The following is a 20,707-nucleotide window of genomic DNA, read 5'->3' on the forward strand; positions in this document are numbered from 1 at the left end:
TTATCCGCATCACCACCCATAGTTGAATTGCGCCCGCGAGCGGCGCGTGGAAACAAGGCGATGCGCCCGGCAGAAGGCGCGGCCGGTCTGCCACCCGGCCACCCGAGGGGGGACGACGACGTGACGCGAAGCATCCGGGCGTTTGTGGCGCTGGGGCTGTGGTCGATGCTGATCGGGGGGCCCGCGGCCGCCCAGCAGCTCGTCCTCGACCTGCCCGTGGACGAGGACCTGTCGGACCGCCTGCGCGCCGTGTCGCTCCTGCGCGAGGTGCTGGAGGAGCCGGACCCCGCCGATCCGCCCACCCGCCGCGACGTCGTGGCCGCCGCGCAGGCCGACTACGCCCGGCTCGTGACCGCGCTCTTCGAGGAGGGGCACTTCGCGCCCGTCGTCTCCATCTCCGTCGACGGCACGGAGGCCGCCGCCCTGCCCGTCGTGGGGCGGCGCGATCCCGTGCGGCGCGTGGTCGTCTCGGTGCAGGCCGGCCCGCGCTTCCTGTTCGGGCGCGCCCGGATCGGGCCGCTGGCGGACGACACGGAGATCCCCGAGGCCTTCGCCCCCGGCCAGCCCGCCGGGACCGGCCCCATCCGCGACGCCGCCCGCGCCGCCGTCACCCGGTGGCGCGAGGAGGGGCGCGCCAAGGCGGCGGTCGGCGGGCAGGAGATCGTGGCAGACCACGCCGCAGCGCGGCTGGACGCGACCGTGGAGATCGAGCCCGGGCCGGTCGTCGTCTACGGACCCAAGACGTTCCGCGGGAGCGAGCGCGTCCGCACCGAGCAGATCCGTCGCATCACCGACCTGCGCGAGGGCAGCACCTTCGACCCCGAGGAGGTCCGCCTCGCCGCCCGCCGCCTGCAGCGCACCGGGGCCTTCGCCTCCGTCGCCATCGTCGAGGGCGAGCGCCTCGTCGACGGCAACCGCCTCCCGCTCGACATCACGGTGGTGGAGGACCCGCCCCGCCGCTTCGGGATCGGCGCGGAGGTGTCGAGCAGCGAGGGGCTGACGCTGTCGGGCTTCCACCTGTGGCGCAACCTGACGGGCTACGCAGATTCGCTGCGGATCGAGGCGGAGGCCAAGGGGCTCGGCGGCAGCACGGGGGGCGAGGATTTCGGCCTGTCCTTCGCCTACAACCGCCCGGCCACGTTCAACCGCGAGACCGACCTGGTGGTCACGGGCGCGGTGCGCTCGATCGATCAGGAGGACTTCGAGTCCGAGCAGATCGAGCTGCAGGCCCTCGCCCGGCGCATCGTCAACGACGAGACGACGTTCAGCTACGGGGTCGGCTACCGCCGCTCGGAGGTGACGGACGCCTTCGGGTCGCGGACCTTCAACATCTTCTCGCTGCCCTTGGCCGGGACCTACGACCGCCGGGACGAGGCGCTCAACCCGGCGGACGGCTACTACATCGAGACCACGATCCGGCCCTTCGTCGGCACCGAGACCACCGGCGGCGGCCTGCGGTTCACGGCGGACGCGCGGGGCTACCAAGGCTTCGGGCCGGGACGGCGCAGCGTGCTCGCGGTGCGGTTCCAGCTGGGCACCGTCGTCGGCCCGGACCTCGAGGACACGCCGCCGGAGGACCTGTTCTTCTCGGGCGGCGGCGGCACGGTGCGGGGCCAAGGGTTCCAGTCGCTCGCCATCGACCAAGGCGGCGGCGAGCGGTCGGGCGGACAGTCGTTCTTCGGCATGAGCACCGAACTCCGGCAGGGCGTGACGGAGAACATCGGCATCGTCGGGTTCGTGGACGCGGGCTGGCTGTCGGCGGAGTCGGACTGGTCCGATCCGGTCAACCACGTCGGCGCGGGGATCGGCGTCCGCTACAACACCGGCATCGGGCCGATCCGGTTCGACGTGGGCGCGCCGGTCTCGGGCCCCGACGACGGGGGCGTCCGCGTCTACATCGGCATCGGGCAGGCGTTCTGATGAAGCGCCTCCTCCCCGCCCTCCTGCTCTGCGCCGCGCCCGCCCTCGCCCAGGAGGAGCGCGACCGCGGCTTCATCGTGGGCCTGATCGAGGACAACCTTTCCGCCCCCGGCCTGTCGATGCGGCTCGACGGGTTCGAGGGCGCGCTGTCGTCGCGGGCGACGCTCGACCTGCTGTCGGTCTCGGACGACGAGGGCGAGTGGCTCAGGCTGGAGGACGTGGTCCTCGACTGGAACCGCTCCGCGCTGCTGCGCGGGCGGCTGGAGGTCGAGGAGCTGACCGCAGGGCTGATCGAGGTGGTCCGCACGCCGCTGCCGCCGGAGGGGTTCGAGCCGCCGCCCGCGGGCGCCGGGGGCTTCTCGATCCCCGAACTGCCGGTGTCGGTCGAGATCGAGCGGCTCGCGGCCGAGCGCATCCGCTTGGGCGAGGCGCTGGTCGGGCAGCCGGTGGAGGCGACGCTCGAGGCGTCGGCCACCTTGGCGGACGGGGCGCTGGACGTGGACGCGCGGGCCGGGCGGCTCGACGGGCCGGAGGGGACGTTCGCGGTCGTGGCGAGCTACGCGCCGGGCGGCACGCTCTCGGTGGACGTGGACGTGTCGGAGGCGCCGGGCGGGATCGCGGCCTCGCTGCTCGGCCTGCCGGGCGAGCCGTCGGTCGACCTCTCCGTGCAGGGCACCGGCCCGCTGTCGGACTTCGCCGCAGACATCCGGCTGGCGACGGACGGGGCCGAGCGGCTGGGCGGCACGGTCGCCGTCGGGCAGGACGGCGGCGACCGGACCTTCGCGGTGGACCTCGCGGGGGACGTGACCGCGCTGCTGGCGCCCCGCTACCGGGAGTTCTTCGGCGAGGACGTGGCCCTCGTGGCGCGCGGGCGGCAGGCGCCGGACGGCGCGCTGTCGCTGGAGGCGCTGGACCTCGACGCCAAGGCGCTGGACGTCGCGGGCCGCGTGGAGATCGGCGAGGACGGATGGCCCCGCGTGATCGACCTGACCGCGACGGTCGCGGATACCGACGGGGGGCCGGTGCTGCTGCCCGTGGGCGGGACGGTCACGGTGGGCGGGCTGGACCTGCGGCTCGCCTTCGACGCCGCCGTCTCGGACGAGATCTCCTTGGACGCGACCCTCACGGACCTCTCGACGGACACGGTCGAGTTGGAGCGCGCGGCGCTGGTCGGGCGCGGCACCATCGACCGGGACGCCGAGGCGGGGACCAACGCGGTCGGCGCGGCGGCGGGACGGCTGGCGCTGGAGGCGGACGGGCTGGCCTTCGTCGACCCCGCGCTCGGCGAGGCGGCGGGCACCGGCGTAGCTCTGGAGACGGACGTCGCGTGGCGCCCGTCCGAGCCGCTGCGCCTGACCGGCCTCGCGCTGGAGGCGGGCGACCTGTCGGTCGCGGGCGACGTCGCCGCGGGAGCGATCGGCGAGGGCCTGCCGCTGACCTTGGACATCGAGGCGGAGGTGCCCCGGCTCGCCCGGTTCGCGGCCTTGGCGAGGCTGGACCTCGCGGGCGCCGTCGAGGTCGCGCTCACCGGCGAGGCCGCGCCCTTGGCGGGGTCGTTCGACCTGACACTCGACGGCACGGCCACGGACCTCGTCACGGGCATCGCGCAGGCGGACGGCCTGCTCTCGGGGCGCACGGACCTCGCCCTGCGCGCCCGGCGCGACGAGACGGGGACCTATCTCGAGGACCTCGACCTCTCGAACCCGCAGGTGACGGCCACGGGATCCGCGACGATCCTCTCGGAGGAGGCGCCGGACTACGCCGTCGACGACACCGGGTCCGCGCGCCTGTCGGTGCGGCTGGCCGACGTCTCGCCGCTCGTGCCGCAGATCGACGGCCCGGCCGACCTGACGCTCGACCTGCAGGGCGGCGCGACGGCGTGGCGGGGGACGGCTGGCATCGCCGCCCCGGACGGCATCCGCGCGACGGCCTCGGGGACGCTCACCGGCCCCGCGACGGACGTGGAGATCACGGCGGAGGTGCCGGACCTCTCGGTCCTCGTGGATGCGCTCGAGGGCGGCGCGGTGGTGACGGGCCGGGCCTTCCGCGACGGGGAGGCCTTCGCGGTGGACCTGACCGGGACGGGGCCGTGGAACAGCCGCGTCACGGCCACGGGCCCGGTGACCGGGCCGGACGCGGAGATCGCCTTCACCGCCGAACTGCCCCGGCTGGGCGACGTGACGCTGCTGCAGGGCGCGCTGCCCGAAGGGCTCGCGGGCGCGGCGGAGGTGGCGGGCACGCTCGCCTCCGAGGAGGGCGCGTGGGTGATCGACGCCGACCTCGCCACCGACGCGGGCGTGGCGGCCGAGGTGGAGGGTCCGGTCGCGGGCCGGCCCTTGGACCTCGCCGTGGCTTTGGACGTGCCGGACCTCACCCTCGTCGCGCCGGTGCCGGAGGGGCTGCAGGGCCCCGCCACGCTGCGCGGCCGGGTGTTCGACGAGGCGGGGCTGCGGGTCGATCTGGTCGTGGACGGCCCCGCGGGGCTGGACGCGGGCGTCGAGGGCGCGCTGGCGCCGCTCGCGCTCGACGTGACGGCGGCGGTCGAAGACCTGTCGGCCCTGGCCCCGGTGCCCGAGGCGCTGGCCGGGCCGGCGGTCGCGCGGGCGACGGTCGCGGACGCCGACGGGGCGATCACGGTCGATGCGGCGCTCTCGCTGCCGCAGGACATCGCCGCGACGGCCACGGGGACGGCGGCGGGCGGGCCGCTGGACGTGGGCTTCGCCGCGCGGGTGCCTGCGGTCGAGGCGCTCGGGCTGATCCCCGGCCCGGTCGCGGGCGAGGCGGTGGTGCAGGGCCGCGTCCGCTCGGTCGGCGCGGGGCTGGCGGTGGACGTGCGGCTGGAGGGGCCCGAGGGGATCGAGGCGACGGTCTCCGGCCCCGTGACCGGCCCGTCGCTGGACGTGGAGATCGAGGCGCGGGCGCCCGACATCGCGCGGCTTGCGAACGTCCCGCCGCAACTCTCCGGCCCCGCCACGCTGTCCGCCACGGCGCGGCGCGACGGCGAGGCCATCGTCATCGACGCCGACCTCGACGGGCCGGGCTTCGACCTGACGGCGCAGGGACCCGTCACCGGGGCGGAGGTGGACGCCACCTTCCGCGCCGCCGTGGACGACCTCGCCGCGCTGGCGGGGCTGCCAGAGACGCTGACAGGGCGCGCCACGCTCGAGGGGCGGCTGACGGGCTCGTCGCAGGCCTACGTGCTCGACGCCGACCTCGACGCGCCCGCCGGGATCACCGCGTCGGTGGACGGGCAGCTCACCGGGCCGGGCGCGGACGCGGACGTCTCGCTGCGCGTCCCGGACCTGTCCGACCTCGCCGCCGTGCCGCCCGCGCTGGCCGGGCCGCTGACGCTGGACGGGCGGCTCACGCAGGTGGACGGCGCGCCCGCGCTCGACGCCACGCTGACCGCGCCCGCCGGGATCGAGGTGACGGTGGACGGGCCGCTGACGGGGCCTGGGGCGGACGCGACCTTCTCTGCCGTCGTGCCCCGGCTGGGGGCGCTGGCGAACCTGCCCGCGCCCTATGCCGAGGGGGCCGCCCGGCTGGACGGGCGGCTGACGTCCGAAGGCGGGTCCTACGTCGTCGACGCCGACCTCGCAGCACCCGCCGGGATCACCGCGTCGGTGGCGGGGCCGGTCACGGGCGACCTGTCGCTCGACGTCGCGGCGCGCGTGCCCGACCTCGCGGCGGCCGTGCCGGGCGAGCTGCCCGGCGCGCTGCGCGGGCCGGTCACGCTGGAGGGCACGGTCACGCGCCCGGACGCGATCGTCGTGGACCTGCGCGCGGACGGGCCGTCGGGCATCGTGCTGCGCGTCGAGGGGCCCGCCACCGGGCCGGACGCCGCGCTCAGCTTTGCGGCCACGGTGCCCGAGGTGGAGGCCTTCGTGCCCGGCGTCCCCGGCGTCGAGGGCACGGTCAGCGCGGACGGGGTGCTGGCGCGGATGGGCGCGGACTGGACGCTGACCGCCGACCTGCGCGGCCCGGCGGGGACGGCGGCCACGGTGGACACCGTCCTGACGGACCAGCCGCTGACGCTGGCGGTGGACGTCTCCGTGCCGACCCTCTCGACCTTCGCGCCGGGGGTGCCCGGCGGGCTGGACGCGGCGGGGACGGTCACGCTCGCCCCCGAGGGGGTGCAGGTCGACCTCACCGGCGGCGGCCCCTACGGCGCGTCCTTCGCGCTGCAGGGCGTGGCGACGGGCGAGGCGCCGGAACTGGACCTCACGGCGCGCGTGCCGGACGCGAGCGTGCTGGCACCGCAACTGCGCGGGCCGCTGGCGTTGGACGCCACGGCGACGCAGCGCGGCGGGAACTGGTTCGTCGATGCGGACGCGAACGGGGCGCAGGGGCTGCGCGCCTCCGTCTCGGGGCAGGTGACGGGCGACCTCGCCGTCGACTTCTCGGTGGACGCGGCCAACGTCGCGGCCTTCGCGCCGGGGCTCAACGGCCCACTGTCGGCGACGGGGACGGCACGGCAGGTGGACGGGCGGATCGTGCTGGACGCCGACGCGTCGGGGCCGTTCGGCTCGCGCCTCTCGGTGCAGGGGCCGGTGACCGGCGGGGTGGACGTGACCTACGACCTGTCGCTGCCGGACGTCTCGCCGCTGATCCCCGACTTCGCCGGCCCGCTGCGCGCGCGCGGCACCGCGCGGCAGCAGGGCGACGCGATCGCGGTCCAGTCCGACATCGACGGGCCGGGCGGCACACAGGCGACCGTCTCGGGCACCGTCGGCGGCGCGGGCGGCCTCGGGCTGTCGGTGCAGGGCACGGCCCCGCTGGGCCTCGCCAACCCGTTCCTCGAGCCGAACCGCATCGCGGGCACGGCGGCCTTCGACCTGCGGATCGCGGACGGGGGGCTGGACGGCATCACCGGCACGGTCACCACCTCCGGCGCCGCGCTGAGCCTGCCGACCCTGTCCAACGGGCTGGAGGGGATCGACGCGCGCATCGTGCTGACCGGCGGGCGGGCGCAGATCGACGTCACCGCGTCCGTCGCCACCGGCGGGCGCATCGCGGTGCGCGGCCCGGTGGACCTGTCCGCGCCGTTCGACGCCGCGCTCGTCGCGGAACTCGACGTGCTGCTGGAGGACCCGACCCTCTACACCACGCGGGCGCGGGGCGAGATCAGCATCACCGGCCCGCTCACCGGAGGGGCGCGCATCGCGGGTCGCGTCGTGCTGGACGACACGGAGATCAGCGTCCCCTCCACGGGCCTGACGGCGCTGGGGGACCTGCCGCCGATCACCCACGTCAACGTCCGCCCCGAGGTGCGCCGCACGCTCGACCGCGCGGGGCTGGACCTGCGCGCAGCGGCCGAGGGCGCATCCGGCGGGGGCGGCGGACCGGTCTATTCGCTGGACCTCGTGCTGCAGGCCGACCGCATCTTCGTCCGGGGCCGCGGCCTCGACGCGGAGCTCGGCGGATCGCTGCGCATCACGGGGACGACGGCGAACCCGGTCACGGCGGGCGGGTTCGACCTCGTGCGCGGGCGGCTCGACGTGCTCCAGCAGCGGTTCCAGCTGGACGAGGGGTCGATCAGCTTCCAAGGCTCGCTCACCCCGTTCATCCGCCTCGTGGCCCGCGCCGAGGGCGCGTCCGTGGACGCCGCCATCGTCGTGGAGGGCCCGGCGGACGCGCTGGAGGTCCGGTTCGAGAGCGCGGCGGGCCTGCCGCAGGAGGAGATCATCGCGCAGCTCTTCTTCGGGCGCGACCTCAGCCAACTCTCGCCGCTCCAAGCGCTCCAGCTCGCCTCGTCGGTCGCCACGCTGGCGGGCGGCGGCTCGGGCGGGGTATTGGAGAACCTGCGCGGCGCGGCGGGCCTCGACGACCTCGACATCACCACGGACGCGCAGGGGAACACGGCGGTGCGGGTGGGCAAATACATCACGGACAACGTCTACACGGACGTGCAGGTCGGGCAGGACGGCACAGCCACCCTGTCTCTGAACCTCGACGTGACGCAGAGCCTGACCGTGCGCGGCTCGGTGGGCGGGGCGGGCGACACCTCCGTCGGCATCTTCTTCGAGCGCGACTATGGCGAGTGACGCGCTCCCCGGCGGCGCGCCGGTCTGCTGCCCGACCTGCGACGCGCTGCACGAGATAGGGCCGTTGGCGAAGGGCCAGCGCGCGCGCTGCATCCGCTGCGGCACGGTGCTGGCGATGGGCCGCCCGGAGGCGATCGCGCGGGTCGTGGCGCTAGCCCTCGCCTCGCTGATCCTCATGGGGATCGTGGTGTTCTTCCCGTTCCTTCAGCTGAAGAACGGCGTGTTCACCGCGCGGGCCTCGGTCTTCGACACGGTGATGACCTTCGATTCGGGCATCATGGCGCCGCTGTCGCTGGCGGTCGGCGCGTTCATCATCGTGCTGCCCGCGACCCGCTTCGCGGCGCTGATCTGGTCGCTGGGCCCGCTCGCCTTCGACGCGCGCCCGTGGCCGGGGGCGGCGCGCCTGCTGCGCCTCGCCATCGCGCTCAAGCCGTGGGCGATGGCGGAGATCTTCATGGTGGGCGTCGCCATCGCGCTGGTGAAGCTCGCCGACCTCGCCACCCTGACGATGGGGCCGGCCTTCTGGGCCTTCGGGGCCATCGTGCTGATCGCGGCGTTCAAGGACACGCAGATGACGCGCCACACGCTCTGGACCGCGCTGGAACAGGCGAGCGGCACGCCGATCCGCGGCGGGGCCGACGCGCCCGAGCGGCCGGCATGAGCGGCCCCGCCGTCACCGAGGCGACGACCGCGCTCGACGCGGGGCTGGTGGGATGCCGCACCTGCACGCTGCCCTCGCGCTTGGGAACCGGGCGGTGCCCGCGCTGCGGCGCGCGGCTGGTGTCGCGGGACGACACGTCGCTCCAGCGGGTCTGGGCGTGGTGGTGGGCGGGGCTGCTGCTCTACGTCCCGGCCAACATCTACCCGATGCTGCTGACCGCGCAGCTGGGCCGCAAGGTCGAGGCGACCATCGTCGGCGGCGTCTGGGAACTCGTCGAGCTGGGCTCGGTGGGGATCGCGGCCATCGTGTTCTTCGCCTCGGTGATGATCCCGGTGGGCAAGTTCGTGGCGATCGCCTACCTCGCGCTGATCGTGCGCAACGACCACAGGCAGAACCCCGGTCGCCTGCTCCACCTCTACGAGGTTGTGGAGTTCATCGGGCGGTGGTCCATGATCGACGTGTTCGTCGTCGCGATTCTGGCCGCCCTCGTGCAGTTCGACCTCCTCGCGACGATCAATCCCGGCATCGCGGCGTTCTGCTTCGCGCTCTCGGTCATCTTCACCATGCTGTCGGCCATGTCCTTCGACAGCCGCGCCATCTGGGACCGCATCGAGCGGGACGCCTGAGATCATGACCGACACACCACCGCCCGCCGCCCACCAGCCCCGCATCGAGGAGCCCGACCAGCCCGGGCGCCTGCGCCGCGTGGTCAGCGCGGTCTGGCTCGTGCCGATCGTGGCGGTCGTGATCGCGGGCGCCATCGCGTGGCAGTCGTTCCGCGACCGCGGCACGCTGATCGCCGTCGCCTTCCCCAACGTGGCGGGCATCGCGCCGGGCGAGACGACGCTGCGCTACCGCGAGGTGGTGGTGGGCGTGGTCGAGGACGTGGGATTCACGGCCGACCTCTCGCTCGTGAACGTCTACGTCCGGGTCAACAAGGACATCGCGCCCTTCCTCGACGAGGACGCCTCGTTCTGGATCGTCCAGCCCGAGGTCTCGGCGCGCGGCGTGTCGGGCCTCTCGACCATCCTGTCGGGCATCTACATCGAGGGCACGTGGGACGCGCAGGCCGGCGAGCCGCGCACCGCCTTCCTCGGCGACGACCGCGCCCCCACCGTGCCGCCCGACACGGAGGGCACGGTGATCGTCCTGCGCGCGCGCGACTCCAACCGGCTCGAGGCCGGGGCGCCCATCCTGTTCAAGGGGATCGAGGTCGGCGAGACGTCGAACCCGCGCCTGTCGCGCGACGGCACCGAGGTGCGGATGGACGCGTTCGTGCGCGCGCCCTACGACCAGCAGCTCTCCACCGCGACGCGGTTCTGGGACGTCTCGGGCGTGTCGGCCACCCTCGGCGGATCGGGGGTCGAGCTGCGGGTCCAGTCGCTGGCGTCCATCCTCGAGGGGGGCCTCAACTTCGACACGCTCGTCTCCGGCGGCAGCCCGATCGAGGACGGGCACGTGTTCGACATCTTCGCCGACGAGGACACCGCCCGCGCCTCCGCCTTCGAGCTGCCCAGCGCGCGCTCGGTCGCGGTCTCGGCGCTGTTCCCCGCCGCCGCGACGGGGCTCACGGACGGGGCGCCGGTGCGCTACCGGGGCGTGCGGGTGGGCCTCGTGACCGACGTGACCGGCTACATCCGCCCCGACGACGACACGCGGGCGGTGCAGCTCCTCGTGCGCATGGCGCTCCAGCCCGCCCGGATGGGCCTCGACGTCGTCGGCGAGGATCTCGACGCGATCGACTACATCGGCGACCTCGTGGCGGGCGGGATGCGCGCGCAGCTCGTGTCGACCTCGCTCTTGGGCGGCGACCTCGCCGTGGACCTCGTGGAACCGGAGGGGGTGCCGTCCGCCGTCCTCGAGGTGGGGATCGCGGACACACCCCTGATCCCGACTGTGGCGGGCGACAACTCGTCCTTCGCGGACACGGCGGAGGGGGTCCTCGCGCGGCTCAACGACCTGCCGATCGAGGAGCTGATGGGCTCCGCCACGGACCTCCTCGACAACCTCAACCGCATCGCCGCCGACCCCGACACCCGCGCCCTGCCCGGCGAGGTGCGCGACACGGTCGAGCAGGCGCAGGGCCTCGTGCGCGACGGGCGCGCGATCGTCTCCTCGCCGGACGTGGCCGCCGTGCTGCTCGACGTGCGTACCATCGCGGACGACCTGCAGGGCATCGTGGCCGAGATCGCCGCGCAGCGCGTGGCCGAGCGCCTGTCCGAGACGCTGGCGGCGGCGACCGAGGCGGCGGGCAACGTCGCCGCCGGGACCGTGGACCTGCCCGACCTGACGGCCGCCGCCCGCTCGGCCATCGACAGCGCCGACGCCATCCTCTCCTCCGAGGACGCCCAGGCGCTGCCCTCGGTCGCGCGCTCCGCGCTCGCGGGGATCGAGGGGGTGACGACCGCCCCCGAACTCCGGACGATCCTCGCCGATGCCGCGGCCTCGGCGACCGCCCTGCGGGCCACCGCCGAGGAGGTGGCCGCCGCCGGGCTCGCCGCGCGCCTGTCGGACGCGCTCGCGGACGTGCAGTCCGCCGCCGCCAACGTGGCCGAGGGGACCGCAGACCTCGGGCCGCTGCGCGACTCGCTGCAGAACGCGGTCGCCGCCGCCGAGGCGATCCTCGCCGACCCCGACACGGCCGCCCTGCCCGCGGCCGCGCGCGGCGCACTCCAGGGGGTGGACGAGCTGGTCTCCGACCCGGCGCTCGACGCGCTGCTGGCCGACCTCGCCGCCACCGCCGCCGAGACGGCGGACATCGCGGCCCAGCTCAACGCCGAGGGCGCCGCGCAGGCGCTGACCGCGACCCTGCAGGATGCCCAGCGCGCCGCCGCCGCCGTCGCCGAGGGCGCCGCCGAGGTGCCGCTGCTCACCGAGCAGGCGGGCCGGGTCCTCGACGAGGTGACGGTCCTGACCAAGGACCTGCAGGGCCTGACCGCCAAGGCGCAGGCGCTGGAGCTGGAGGGGCTGATCGCCTCGGCGACGCAGTTCCTCGACAGCGCGGACGCCTTCATCTCCTCGGACGAGGCCGACGACGTGCCGCCCGCGCTGGTCGACACGCTGGAGGAGATCCGGCTGCTCGTCGAGAGCGTCCGCACCGGGCCGACGCTCGACAACCTGAACTCCACCCTCGCCTCGGCCTCGGGCGCGGCGCGCAGCGTGGACATCGCGGCCCAGAACCTGCCTGACCTTCTGACCCGCCTGTCGGCGCTGTCGAACAACGCGGGCGCGCTGCTCACGACCTACTCGGACGGCTCGCGCTTCTCGACCGACCTGATCGCCACGCTCGACGCCGTGGCGTCGGCGGCGGAGGAGATCGAGAAGCTGGCCCGCACGCTCGAACGCAACCCCAACGCCCTCATCTTCGGAAGGTAGCCCCATGCGCCGTATCCTCGCCCTCTGCGTGGCGCTCGCCGGATGCGGCGACACGCTGCAATACGTGCCGCCCCCCGTGACGTCGCAGGAGCGGGTGGGCGTCTCGGCCCGCACGGTCATGATCGAGGACGTCTCCGTCCCCGAATACGCCTCCGTGCAGGAGATCGCGGTGCAGCAGCCCGACGGCTCGATCATCGCGGACGCCGACAACGTCTGGGCCGACCTGCCCGACCGCGCCTTGGCCGCCTCGCTGCTGCGCAACCTGAACGCCATCACCAGCGCCAAGGTCGCCCCCGCGCCGTGGCCGCTCTCGGGGTTCCCCGACGCCGAGCTGAGCGTCTTCGTCGAGGACATGTACGCGGGGGCCGACGGGCGCGTGCGCCTGTCGGGCATCTACGCCATCGCATCGGAGACGGGGCGCGACCGGCTGGGGCGGTTCGACCTCTCGGCCCCGATCACCGTGCCGGGCTTCGTCGGGATCACCGCCGCGCACGAGGTGGTCTGGGCGGAGCTCGCGCTCAAGATCGCGGGCGACCTATAGCCGCGCGACGCCCGCCCCCATGCGTGTCGACCTCGTCCTCTTCGACCTCGACGGCGTGCTCGTGGACAGCGAGCCGCTCTCCGGGGCCGCGCTGATCGCGGAACTGGCCGCCTGCGGGATCCGCATCGACGCGGACCGGGTGCGGCGCGACTTCCTCGGGCGGTCCTTCGTCAAGGTCGCGGAGGGGCTGCGCGCGAGCCATGGCGACCTCCTGCCCGCCGACTTCGAGGCGCGCTACCGCGCCCGCCTCTTCGCCGCCTTCGAGGACGGGCTGCGGGCGACGCCCGGCGTGGCGGCGATGCTCGACCGGCTGCGCGCCCCGTCCCGGGTCGCGACCTCCTCCACCCCGCTGCGGGCCGCCACCGCGCTGCGCATCGCGGGGCTGGCGGAGCGGTTCGAGGGGCGGGTGGACACCGCGTCCGAGGTGCCGCGGGGCAAGCCCGCGCCGGACCTGTTCCTCCTCGCGGCCCAGCGGGGCGGCGTCCCGCCGGAGCGGTGCCTCGTGATCGAGGACAGCGCGCCGGGGCTGATGGCGGCCGCGGCGGCGGGCATCCCCTCGGTCCTGTATCTCGGCGGGGGCCATCACGCCGGGCGCGACTGGGACGGCCCCGCGCCCTCCGTCGGCACCTTGACCTCGTGGGAGGGCCTCTGCGACCTCTGCCCCGCCCTGCTGGAGGACTAGGATGACCGACCCCCGCCTCGACGACGCCGCCCGCGCGGGCTGGCTCTACTACGTCGCGGGGCGGACGCAGGACGAGATCGCGCGCAACCTCGGGGTCTCCCGCCAGAAGGCGCAGCGCCTCGTGAGCCAAGCGGCCGGCGCGGGGCTTGTGAAGGTCCGGCTCGACCATCCCATCGCACGCTGCATGGAGCTCGGCGCCGCGCTGCGCGACCGCTGGGGCCTGCGGCTGGCGGAGGTCGTGCCCTCCGATCCCGACGCGCCGGGCCTCCTGTCGGGGGTGGCCGCCGCCGCCGCCGTGGAGATCGAGCGCGTGCTGGCCGAGGAGGAGCCGCGCATCCTCGCCCTCGGCACGGGCCGGACCGTCGTCGCCGCCGTCGAGCAGGTCGACCGGATGGAGCGCCCGCAACACCGGATCGTCTCGCTGCTCGGCGACATGATGCGCGACGGCTCGGCCTCGCCCTTCGGCGCGACGGGGCGCTTGGCCGAGCGGGTCGGGGCGCGCCACTACCCGATGGCCCTGCCCGTCTTCGCCTCCGACCCCGAGGAGCGGGCGATGCTCCACGCGCAGGCGCCCGTCGCCTCGACCCTCGCGCTCTGCGCGCGGGCGGACGCGGTGTTCGTCGGGCTCGCCAGCGTCGGGCCGAAGGCCCCCATGGTCGCGGACGGCTTCGCCAGCCCCGCCGAGGTGGCGGCCCTCACGGCGCAGGGCGCGGTGGGCGAGATCACGGGCCATCCGTTCGACGCCGACGGCGCCTTGCTCGGCGGCGACCTCCCCGAGCGCATCACGGCCGCCCCGCTGGAGCCCGACTCGGACAGGCCCACGACCGTGATCGCGGTCGGGCAGGACAAGGTGGCCGGCCTGCGGGGCGCCCTGAGGGGACGGCTCGCGGACGGGATCATCACCGACGAGGCGACCGCGTCGAGCCTCCTAGAGGGTTGAAAACGTTTCGGGCCGCGGCGTCGGCGCAAAGGCGAGATCCGGCATGGCCCGCGCATCACCCGCTTGACCTCGGCGCCTCGATATGTGAGCCATTGCCCACTTGGAGGGCATATGCCCACCGCTGGGAGGATACCAATGACAATGACCATCCGCGCCCTTCTCGGGGCGACGGCGCTCGTCGGCACGGCCGGCGCCGCGCTGGCCGACGGCCACGCCACCACCCTGACGATCGCGACCGTGAACAACGGCGACATGATCCGGATGCAGGGCTACACGGACCAGTTCACCGAGGAGACCGGCCACCAGGTCGAGTGGGTCACCCTCGAGGAGAACGTCCTCCGCCAGCGCGTGACGACGGACATCACCACCAACGGTGGCCAGTTCGACATCATGACCATCGGCATGTACGAGGCCCCGATCTGGGGCGCGAACGGCTGGCTGGTGCCGCTGGACGACCTGTCGGACGAGTACGACGTCGACGACATCCTGCCCGCCATGGCCGGCGGCCTGTCGCATGACGGCACGCTCTACGCCGCGCCGTTCTACGGCGAATCGTCCATGATCATGTACCGCACGGACCTGATCGAGGCCGCCGGCGTCGAGATGCCCGACTCCCCGACCTGGGAGCAGGTGCGCGACGCCGCCGCCGCCATGACCGACCGCGACGCCGAGCAGTACGGCATCTGCCTGCGCGGCAAGGCCGGCTGGGGCGAGGGCGGTGCGTTCATCACCGCAATGGCCAACTCGTTCGGCGCCCGCGTGTTCGACGAGAACTGGGACCCGCAGCTCGACTCCCCCGAGTGGGCCGAGACGGTCAACTTCTTCAAGGACATGATGGACGCCTACGGCCCTCCGGGCTACGCGACCAACGGGTTCAACGAGAACCTGAACCTGTTCCAGCAGGGCAAGTGCGGCATGTGGATCGACGCCACCGTGGCGGCGTCCTTCGTGACCAACCCCGACGACAGCCAAGTCGCGGACTCGGTCGGCTTCGCGCTCGCGCCGAACACCGGCCTCGGCAAGAACGCCAACTGGCTCTGGGCCTGGGCGCTCGGCATCCCCGCCGGCACCCAGAAGGCGGACGCCGCGAAGGAGTTCATCGAGTGGGCCACCTCGAAGGAGTACATCGAGCTGGTCGCCGAGAATGAGGGCTGGGCCAACGTGCCCCCGGGCGCGCGCCAGTCGCTCTACGACAACCCCGACTACCAGTCGGTGCCCTTCGCGCAGATGACGCTCGACTCGATCCTGTCGGCTGACCCGAACAACCCGACCGTCGAGCCGGTGCCCTACGTGGGCGTCCAGTTCGCCGCGATCCCGGAGTGGGCGGGCATGTGGTCCCAAGTGAGCCAAGAGCTGTCGGCCGCCTACGCCGGCCAGCAGTCGGTCGAGGAAGCGCTGGAGAAGGCGCAGGCCATCGCCGTCGAGGAGATGGAGGCGGCCGGCTACTGAGCCGCCCCACCTGAGAGATCGGGGCACCCCTGTGCGGGGTGCCCCACCCCCGAACGCTTGATCCGCAAGCGGTGCCCATCGCACCGCCTCCGCGTCCAGCGATCCCCGCCTCCACCGAACACGGAGCGACCACATGGCGACCAAAGCGTCCCGCACCGCCGCCCGATTCATGATGGCCCCGGCCGTCACGCTCCTGCTCGGCTGGATGCTCGTCCCGCTGATCATGACGCTTTACTTCTCGTTCGCGGACTACCGCCCGCTGCGGAACGTGTTCGAGCCGTGGATCGGCTTCGACAACTACGAGCGGTTCGTGTCGTCCTCGGCCTTCTGGGACTCGGTCACGACCACGCTCGTCATGGTCGGCTCGATCCTCGCGATCACGGTCGTGCTCGGCATCCTGATCGCGCTGCTGCTCGACAAGCCGATCTTCGGGCAGGGCATCGTCCGCATCCTCGTGATCTCGCCCTTCTTCGTCATGCCCACCGTGTCGGCGCTAGCGTGGAAGAACATGATGATGGATCCGGTGAACGGGGTCCTGTCCCACGTCTGGCGCTTCTTCGGGGCGACGCCGCACGACTGGTTGGTCGAGACGCCGCTGCTGTCGATCATCCTGATCGTCTCGTGGCAGTGGCTGCCCTTCGCGACGCTGATCCTGCTGACGGCGATCCAGTCGCTCGACGGCGAGCAGCTGGAGGCCGCCGAGATGGACGGCGCGCCCGCGCTCAAGCGGTTCTGGTACATCATCCTGCCCCACCTCGGCCGGGCGATCACCATCGTGATCCTGATCCAGACGATCTTCCTGCTGGGCATCTTCGCCGAGATCTTCGTGACGACCCAAGGCTCGTTCGGAACCCGGACGCTGACCTACCTCGTGTTCCAGCGCGTGCTGGAGAGCCAGAACGTCGGCCTCGGGTCCGCTGGCGGCATCCTCGCCGTCATCCTCGCCAACATCGTCGCGATCTTCCTGATGCGGATCGTGGGGAAGAACCTCGATGCGTGACGCCGACCGCAAAGGAGCCGCCTGATGGCCCGCGCCGCCTCCAACCGCTCCCGCTTCGGCTGGACGATCCTCGCATGGATCATCGGGCTGATCCTGTTCTTCCCGATCCTCTGGACGATCCTGACCTCGTTCAAGACCGAGGCCGAGGCCATCGCCGCCCCGCCCTCCTTCCTGTTCTTCGACTGGACCTTGGAGAACTACGGCGTGGTGCAGGAGCGCTCGAACTACATGCGCTTTCTGTGGAACTCCGTGATCATCGCGGGCGGCTCCACCGTCCTCGGCGTGCTGATCGCGGTGCCCGCCGCGTGGGCGATGGCGTTCCAGCCGACCAAGCGGACCAAGGACATCCTTCTCTGGATGCTCTCGACCAAGATGCTTCCGGCGGTGGGCGTGCTCTACCCGATCTACCTGATCTGCATCCAGCTGGGCGTGCTCGACAACCGCGCGGCGCTCGTCTTCATCCTGATGCTGATCAACCTGCCGATCATCGTGTGGATGCTCTACACCTACTTCCGCGAGATCCCGGGCGAGATCCTCGAGGCGTCGCGCATGGACGGCGCCACGCTCAAGGACGAGATCGTCCACGTCCTGACGCCGATGGCCGTGCCGGGCATCGCCTCGACGCTGCTCCTGAACTTCATCCTCGCGTGGAACGAGGCGTTCTGGACGCTGAACCTTACGGCCGTGAACGCTGCGCCGCTCACCGCCTTCATTGCCTCCTACTCCAGCCCCGAGGGCCTGTTCTTCGCCAAGCTCTCGGCGGCCTCCACCATGGCCATCGCGCCGATCCTCGTCCTCGGCTGGTTCTCCCAGAAGCAGCTCGTTCGGGGCCTCACCTTCGGAGCAGTCAAGTAATGGGCCAGATCACGCTGAACCAAGTCACCAAGTCCTTCGGCGAGACGCAGGTCATCCCGCCCTTGGACCTGACCATCGAGGACGGCGAGTTCGCCGTGTTCGTCGGCCCCTCGGGCTGCGGCAAGTCCACCCTCCTCCGCCTCATCGCGGGGCTGGAGGACGTGTCCTCGGGCCACATCGAGATCGACGGGCGCGACGTGACCGACGTGGCGCCGGCCAAGCGCGGCCTCGCCATGGTGTTCCAGTCCTACGCGCTCTACCCGCACATGTCGGTCCGCAAGAACATCGCGTTCCCGATGAAGATGGCGGGCGTGGACCAAGCCGAGCAGGACGCGCGCATCAAGAAGGCCGCCGCCGCGCTCAACCTGACGGACTACCTCGACCGGCGCCCCGGCCAGCTGTCGGGCGGCCAGCGCCAGCGCGTCGCCATCGGCCGCGCCATCGTGCGCGAGCCCGAGGCGTTCCTCTTCGACGAGCCGCTGTCCAACCTCGACGCGGCCCTCCGGGTCGGGATGCGGATGGAGATCGGGGAACTGCACAAGCAGCTCGCCACCACGATGATCTACGTCACCCACGACCAGGTCGAGGCCATGACCATGGCCGACAAGATCGTCGTGCTGCGCGCGGGCGTGATCGAGCAGGTGGGTTCGCCCCTCGACCTCTACCACAACCCGCGCAACCTGTTCGTGGCGGGCTTCATCGGCTCTCCGACGATGAACCTTATCTCCGGCGCCGAGGCCGAGCAGCACGGCGCGGCCACCATCGGCATCCGTCCCGAGCACCTCACCGTCACGCAGGACGGACCGTGGCAGGGCACCGTGGGCGTGGCCGAGCACTTGGGCTCGGACACCTTCGTCCACGTCCACGGCACCGGCCTCGCCGAGACGATCACCGTGCGCCAAGCGGGCGACGTCCCCGTGCGCCACGGCGACACCGTGCGGCTGACGCCGGACCTGTCCCGGATGCACAAGTTCGGCGCGGACGGCCTGCGCCTGTGAACCGGGACGGGCAGTCCGTCCTGATCACCGGCGCCGCCCGCGGCATCGGGCTGGCCTTCGCGCGCGCCTTCGCCGCGGCGGGGGCCACGGTCTGGCTCGGCGACCTCGAGGCCCCGGAGCGCCAAGCCGCCGAGATCGGGGGCCACGCGCTGGCGATGGACGTGACCGACCAGTCCTCCATCGACGCCGCCGTCGCGGCCGCGCGGCCTGACGTGCTCGTCAACAACGCCGCCCTGTTCCACGCCTCCCCGACGGTCGAGATCGACCGCGCCACCTACGACCGCCTCGTGGCCGTCAACGTGACCGGCGCCCTCTTCACGCTGCAGTCCGCCGCCCGCTCCATGATCGAGCGCGGGTCGCGCGGCTACGTCGTCAACATGGCGTCCCAAGCCGGCCGCCGGGGCGAGCCGCTCGTCGCGGTCTACTGCGCGACGAAGGCGGCGATCATCTCGCTGACCCAGTCCACCGGCCTCGACCTCATCCGGCACGGCATCAACGTGAACGCCATCGCGCCGGGCGTGGTCGACGGGGAGCATTGGGACGGCGTCGACGCGCTCTTCGCCCGGCACGAGGGCAAGCCCGTCGGCCAGAAGAAGCGCGAGGTCGGGGCCGCCGTCCCCGCCGGGCGCATGGGCACGGCGGACGACCTCGTGCCGATGGCGCTGTTCCTCGCCTCGCCGGCGGCGGACTACGTCGTCGGCCAGACCTACGGCGTCGACGGAGGAAACTGGCTCGCATGAAGGATCACGCCCCCATCCGCCCGTCCCGCGGGACGCTGGACCGACTGCCCGAGGGCGTCGCCCGTCCCGCCCACGACCCCGCCGCGCTGACCCCCGGCATCGTCCACGTCGGCGTCGGCAACTTCCACCGCGCCCACATGGGCGTCTATCTCGACCGTCTCTTCGACATGGGCCGCGACCACGACTGGGGCATCGTCGGGGCGGGCGTCCGGCCCGGCGACGCCGCCATGCGCGAGCGGCTCGCCGCGCAGGACTGGATGACCACCGTGGTCGAGCTCGAGCCGTCGGCCCTCGATGCGCGCGTCATCGCCCCGATGACCGGCTTCGCGCCCGTGGACCCCGCCGCCACCGTGGCCGCGATGGCCGACCCGGCGATCCGCATCGTCTCGCTCACCGTGACCGAGGGCGGCTACTTCACCGACGCGGAGGGGGCCTTCGACGAGGGCCACCCGGAGATCGTGGCCGACGCCGCCGGCGACGCGCCCAAGACCGTCTTCGGCATGATCCTCGCCGCCCTGCGCGCCCGCCGGGCCGCCGGGCACGGGCCGTTCACGGTGATGTCCTGCGACAACCTGCAGGGCAACGGCCACGCTGCGCGCCAAGCCCTCGAGGGGCTGGCGCGGATGCGGGGCGAGGCGGACCTCCTCGACGGGGTCTCGACGCCCAACGGCATGGTCGACTGCATCACGCCCGCGACCGACGACGCGGTGCGCGCGATGGTCTCCGAGACCTTCGGCGTGGCCGATGCCGCCCCCGTCGTGTGCGAGCCGTTCCGCCAGTGGGTGCTGGAGGACGACTTCGCCGCCGGCCGCCCCGCGCTGGAGGCCGTGGGCGTCGAGTTCGTGGACGACGTCGTGCCCTACGAGCTGATGAAGCTGCGCGTCCTCAACGCGGGCCACGCGGCGCTCGCCTACCCGGCGGCCCTGCTGGGCCACCACATGGTCCACGACGCGATGGCCGACGCCGACATCCGCGCATGGGTCCGCGCCCTCATCGCGCGCGAGGCGATCCCGACGCTGGCCCCGATCCCCGGCGTGGACCCCCACGCCTATCTCGACACCTGCCTCGACCGCTTCGCCAACGCCCGCGTGGGCGACACGGTGCCCCGGCTCTGCTTCGACGGCTCGGGGCGGCAGCCGCAGTTCGTCCTGCCGACGCTGCGCGACCGCCTCGCGGCGGACGCCCCCGTCGACGGCCTCGCGCTGGAGGTGGCCCTGTGGCGCGCCCACTGCGCGACCGCCGAGCCGCTGGAGGATCCCAAGGCCGGGATGCTGCGCGACGCGGCACGGCACGATCCGGCGGCCTTCCTCGCGCTGGAGGAGGTGTTCGGCGACCTCGGCGCCGCGGCGCCCTTCGCGGAGGCCTTCGCGTCGGCCTGCGCCACGCTCGACCGCGACGGCCCCCGCGCCGCGATCCGCGCCTACGCCGCCTGACCCGCGACCGCGACGACCGGACCCGCCCGCGGGAGCGGGGCCATCGTCTTGCCGGTCCGTCTGGAAACG

Annotated in this window: 14 protein-coding genes; all 14 read left to right on the forward strand. The window is 73.4% G+C overall.

From position 1 onward, the window contains the following. Positions 1 to 120: 120 nt before the first annotated feature. The 14 genes from JQC91_RS01140 to JQC91_RS01205 all read left to right on the forward strand — a co-directional run bounded on the left by JQC91_RS01140 (position 121) and on the right by JQC91_RS01205 (position 20,638). The gene (locus JQC91_RS01140; protein ID WP_203284940.1) at positions 121 to 1,920 is read left to right on the forward strand and encodes a BamA/TamA family outer membrane protein; all 1,800 of its coding nucleotides are present in this window, start codon (positions 121 to 123) and stop codon (positions 1,918 to 1,920) included. Further along, positions 1,920 to 7,964: a translocation/assembly module TamB domain-containing protein gene (locus JQC91_RS01145; RefSeq protein ID WP_203284941.1), complete on the forward strand. Its 6,045-nt coding sequence runs from the start codon at positions 1,920 to 1,922 to the stop codon at positions 7,962 to 7,964. Before JQC91_RS01140 ends, JQC91_RS01145 begins: the two co-directional genes overlap by 1 nt. Then, positions 7,954 to 8,625 carry a paraquat-inducible protein A gene (locus tag JQC91_RS01150; protein ID WP_203284942.1) on the forward strand — a complete coding sequence of 224 codons (672 nt, stop codon included), beginning with the start codon at positions 7,954 to 7,956 and terminating at the stop codon, positions 8,623 to 8,625. The genes JQC91_RS01145 and JQC91_RS01150 overlap by 11 nt, the downstream gene beginning before the upstream one ends. Beyond that, the gene (locus JQC91_RS01155) at positions 8,622 to 9,251 is read left to right on the forward strand and encodes a paraquat-inducible protein A (protein ID WP_203284943.1); all 630 of its coding nucleotides are present in this window, start codon (positions 8,622 to 8,624) and stop codon (positions 9,249 to 9,251) included. Before JQC91_RS01150 ends, JQC91_RS01155 begins: the two co-directional genes overlap by 4 nt. A gap of 4 nt (positions 9,252 to 9,255) precedes the next feature. Continuing rightward, complete coding sequence (locus JQC91_RS01160; RefSeq protein ID WP_203284944.1) at positions 9,256 to 12,000, forward strand: MlaD family protein; 2,745 nt, start codon at positions 9,256 to 9,258, stop codon at positions 11,998 to 12,000. A gap of 4 nt (positions 12,001 to 12,004) precedes the next feature. Further along, a complete protein-coding gene (locus JQC91_RS01165) occupies positions 12,005 to 12,541 on the forward strand; it encodes a PqiC family protein (protein WP_203284945.1) in 537 nt (178 codons plus the stop codon). 19 nt (positions 12,542 to 12,560) lie between these two features. After that, positions 12,561 to 13,223 carry an HAD family phosphatase gene (locus JQC91_RS01170; RefSeq protein ID WP_203284946.1) on the forward strand — a complete coding sequence of 221 codons (663 nt, stop codon included), beginning with the start codon at positions 12,561 to 12,563 and terminating at the stop codon, positions 13,221 to 13,223. Between the two features lies 1 nt (position 13,224). After that, positions 13,225 to 14,163 carry a sugar-binding transcriptional regulator gene (locus JQC91_RS01175; protein ID WP_203284947.1) on the forward strand — a complete coding sequence of 313 codons (939 nt, stop codon included), beginning with the start codon at positions 13,225 to 13,227 and terminating at the stop codon, positions 14,161 to 14,163. A 141-nt stretch (positions 14,164 to 14,304) separates the two neighbouring features. Then, positions 14,305 to 15,612: a sugar ABC transporter substrate-binding protein gene (locus JQC91_RS01180; protein ID WP_203285486.1), complete on the forward strand. Its 1,308-nt coding sequence runs from the start codon at positions 14,305 to 14,307 to the stop codon at positions 15,610 to 15,612. Positions 15,613 to 15,745: 133 nt separating this feature from the next. After that, positions 15,746 to 16,612, forward strand: a complete 867-nt coding sequence (locus JQC91_RS01185) for a sugar ABC transporter permease (protein ID WP_203284948.1) — start codon at positions 15,746 to 15,748, stop codon at positions 16,610 to 16,612. Between the two features lie 24 nt (positions 16,613 to 16,636). Continuing rightward, positions 16,637 to 17,467, forward strand: coding sequence for a carbohydrate ABC transporter permease (locus JQC91_RS01190; protein ID WP_203284949.1), 831 nt, complete (start codon positions 16,637 to 16,639; stop codon positions 17,465 to 17,467). Continuing rightward, positions 17,467 to 18,465: an ABC transporter ATP-binding protein gene (locus JQC91_RS01195; RefSeq protein ID WP_203284950.1), complete on the forward strand. Its 999-nt coding sequence runs from the start codon at positions 17,467 to 17,469 to the stop codon at positions 18,463 to 18,465. Before JQC91_RS01190 ends, JQC91_RS01195 begins: the two co-directional genes overlap by 1 nt. After that, positions 18,462 to 19,205, forward strand: coding sequence for an L-iditol 2-dehydrogenase (locus JQC91_RS01200; RefSeq protein ID WP_203284951.1), 744 nt, complete (start codon positions 18,462 to 18,464; stop codon positions 19,203 to 19,205). Before JQC91_RS01195 ends, JQC91_RS01200 begins: the two co-directional genes overlap by 4 nt. Continuing rightward, positions 19,202 to 20,638, forward strand: a complete 1,437-nt coding sequence (locus tag JQC91_RS01205; protein WP_238941239.1) for a mannitol dehydrogenase family protein — start codon at positions 19,202 to 19,204, stop codon at positions 20,636 to 20,638. The genes JQC91_RS01200 and JQC91_RS01205 overlap by 4 nt, the downstream gene beginning before the upstream one ends. The last annotated feature ends 69 nt before the right edge of the window (positions 20,639 to 20,707 follow it).

It is taken from the genome of Jannaschia sp. Os4, assembly GCF_016820245.1.
Taxonomy (GTDB): Bacteria; Pseudomonadota; Alphaproteobacteria; order Rhodobacterales; family Rhodobacteraceae; genus Jannaschia.

Excerpts from the sequence above, each read along its gene's own strand:
- JQC91_RS01145 (WP_203284941.1), top strand. The coding sequence starts at position 1,920 with ATGAAGCGCCTCCTCCCCGCCCTCCTGCTCTGCGCCGCGCCCGCCCTC.
- JQC91_RS01150 (WP_203284942.1), top strand. The coding sequence starts at position 7,954 with ATGGCGAGTGACGCGCTCCCCGGCGGCGCGCCGGTCTGCTGCCCGACC.
- JQC91_RS01155 (WP_203284943.1), top strand. The coding sequence starts at position 8,622 with ATGAGCGGCCCCGCCGTCACCGAGGCGACGACCGCGCTCGACGCGGGG.
- JQC91_RS01160 (WP_203284944.1), top strand. The coding sequence starts at position 9,256 with ATGACCGACACACCACCGCCCGCCGCCCACCAGCCCCGCATCGAGGAG.
- JQC91_RS01165 (WP_203284945.1), top strand. The coding sequence starts at position 12,005 with ATGCGCCGTATCCTCGCCCTCTGCGTGGCGCTCGCCGGATGCGGCGAC.
- JQC91_RS01170 (WP_203284946.1), top strand. The coding sequence starts at position 12,561 with ATGCGTGTCGACCTCGTCCTCTTCGACCTCGACGGCGTGCTCGTGGAC.
- JQC91_RS01175 (WP_203284947.1), top strand. The coding sequence starts at position 13,225 with ATGACCGACCCCCGCCTCGACGACGCCGCCCGCGCGGGCTGGCTCTAC.
- JQC91_RS01180 (WP_203285486.1), top strand. The coding sequence starts at position 14,305 with ATGACCATCCGCGCCCTTCTCGGGGCGACGGCGCTCGTCGGCACGGCC.
- JQC91_RS01185 (WP_203284948.1), top strand. The coding sequence starts at position 15,746 with ATGGCGACCAAAGCGTCCCGCACCGCCGCCCGATTCATGATGGCCCCG.
- JQC91_RS01190 (WP_203284949.1), top strand. The coding sequence starts at position 16,637 with ATGGCCCGCGCCGCCTCCAACCGCTCCCGCTTCGGCTGGACGATCCTC.
- JQC91_RS01195 (WP_203284950.1), top strand. The coding sequence starts at position 17,467 with ATGGGCCAGATCACGCTGAACCAAGTCACCAAGTCCTTCGGCGAGACG.
- JQC91_RS01205 (WP_238941239.1), top strand. The coding sequence starts at position 19,202 with ATGAAGGATCACGCCCCCATCCGCCCGTCCCGCGGGACGCTGGACCGA.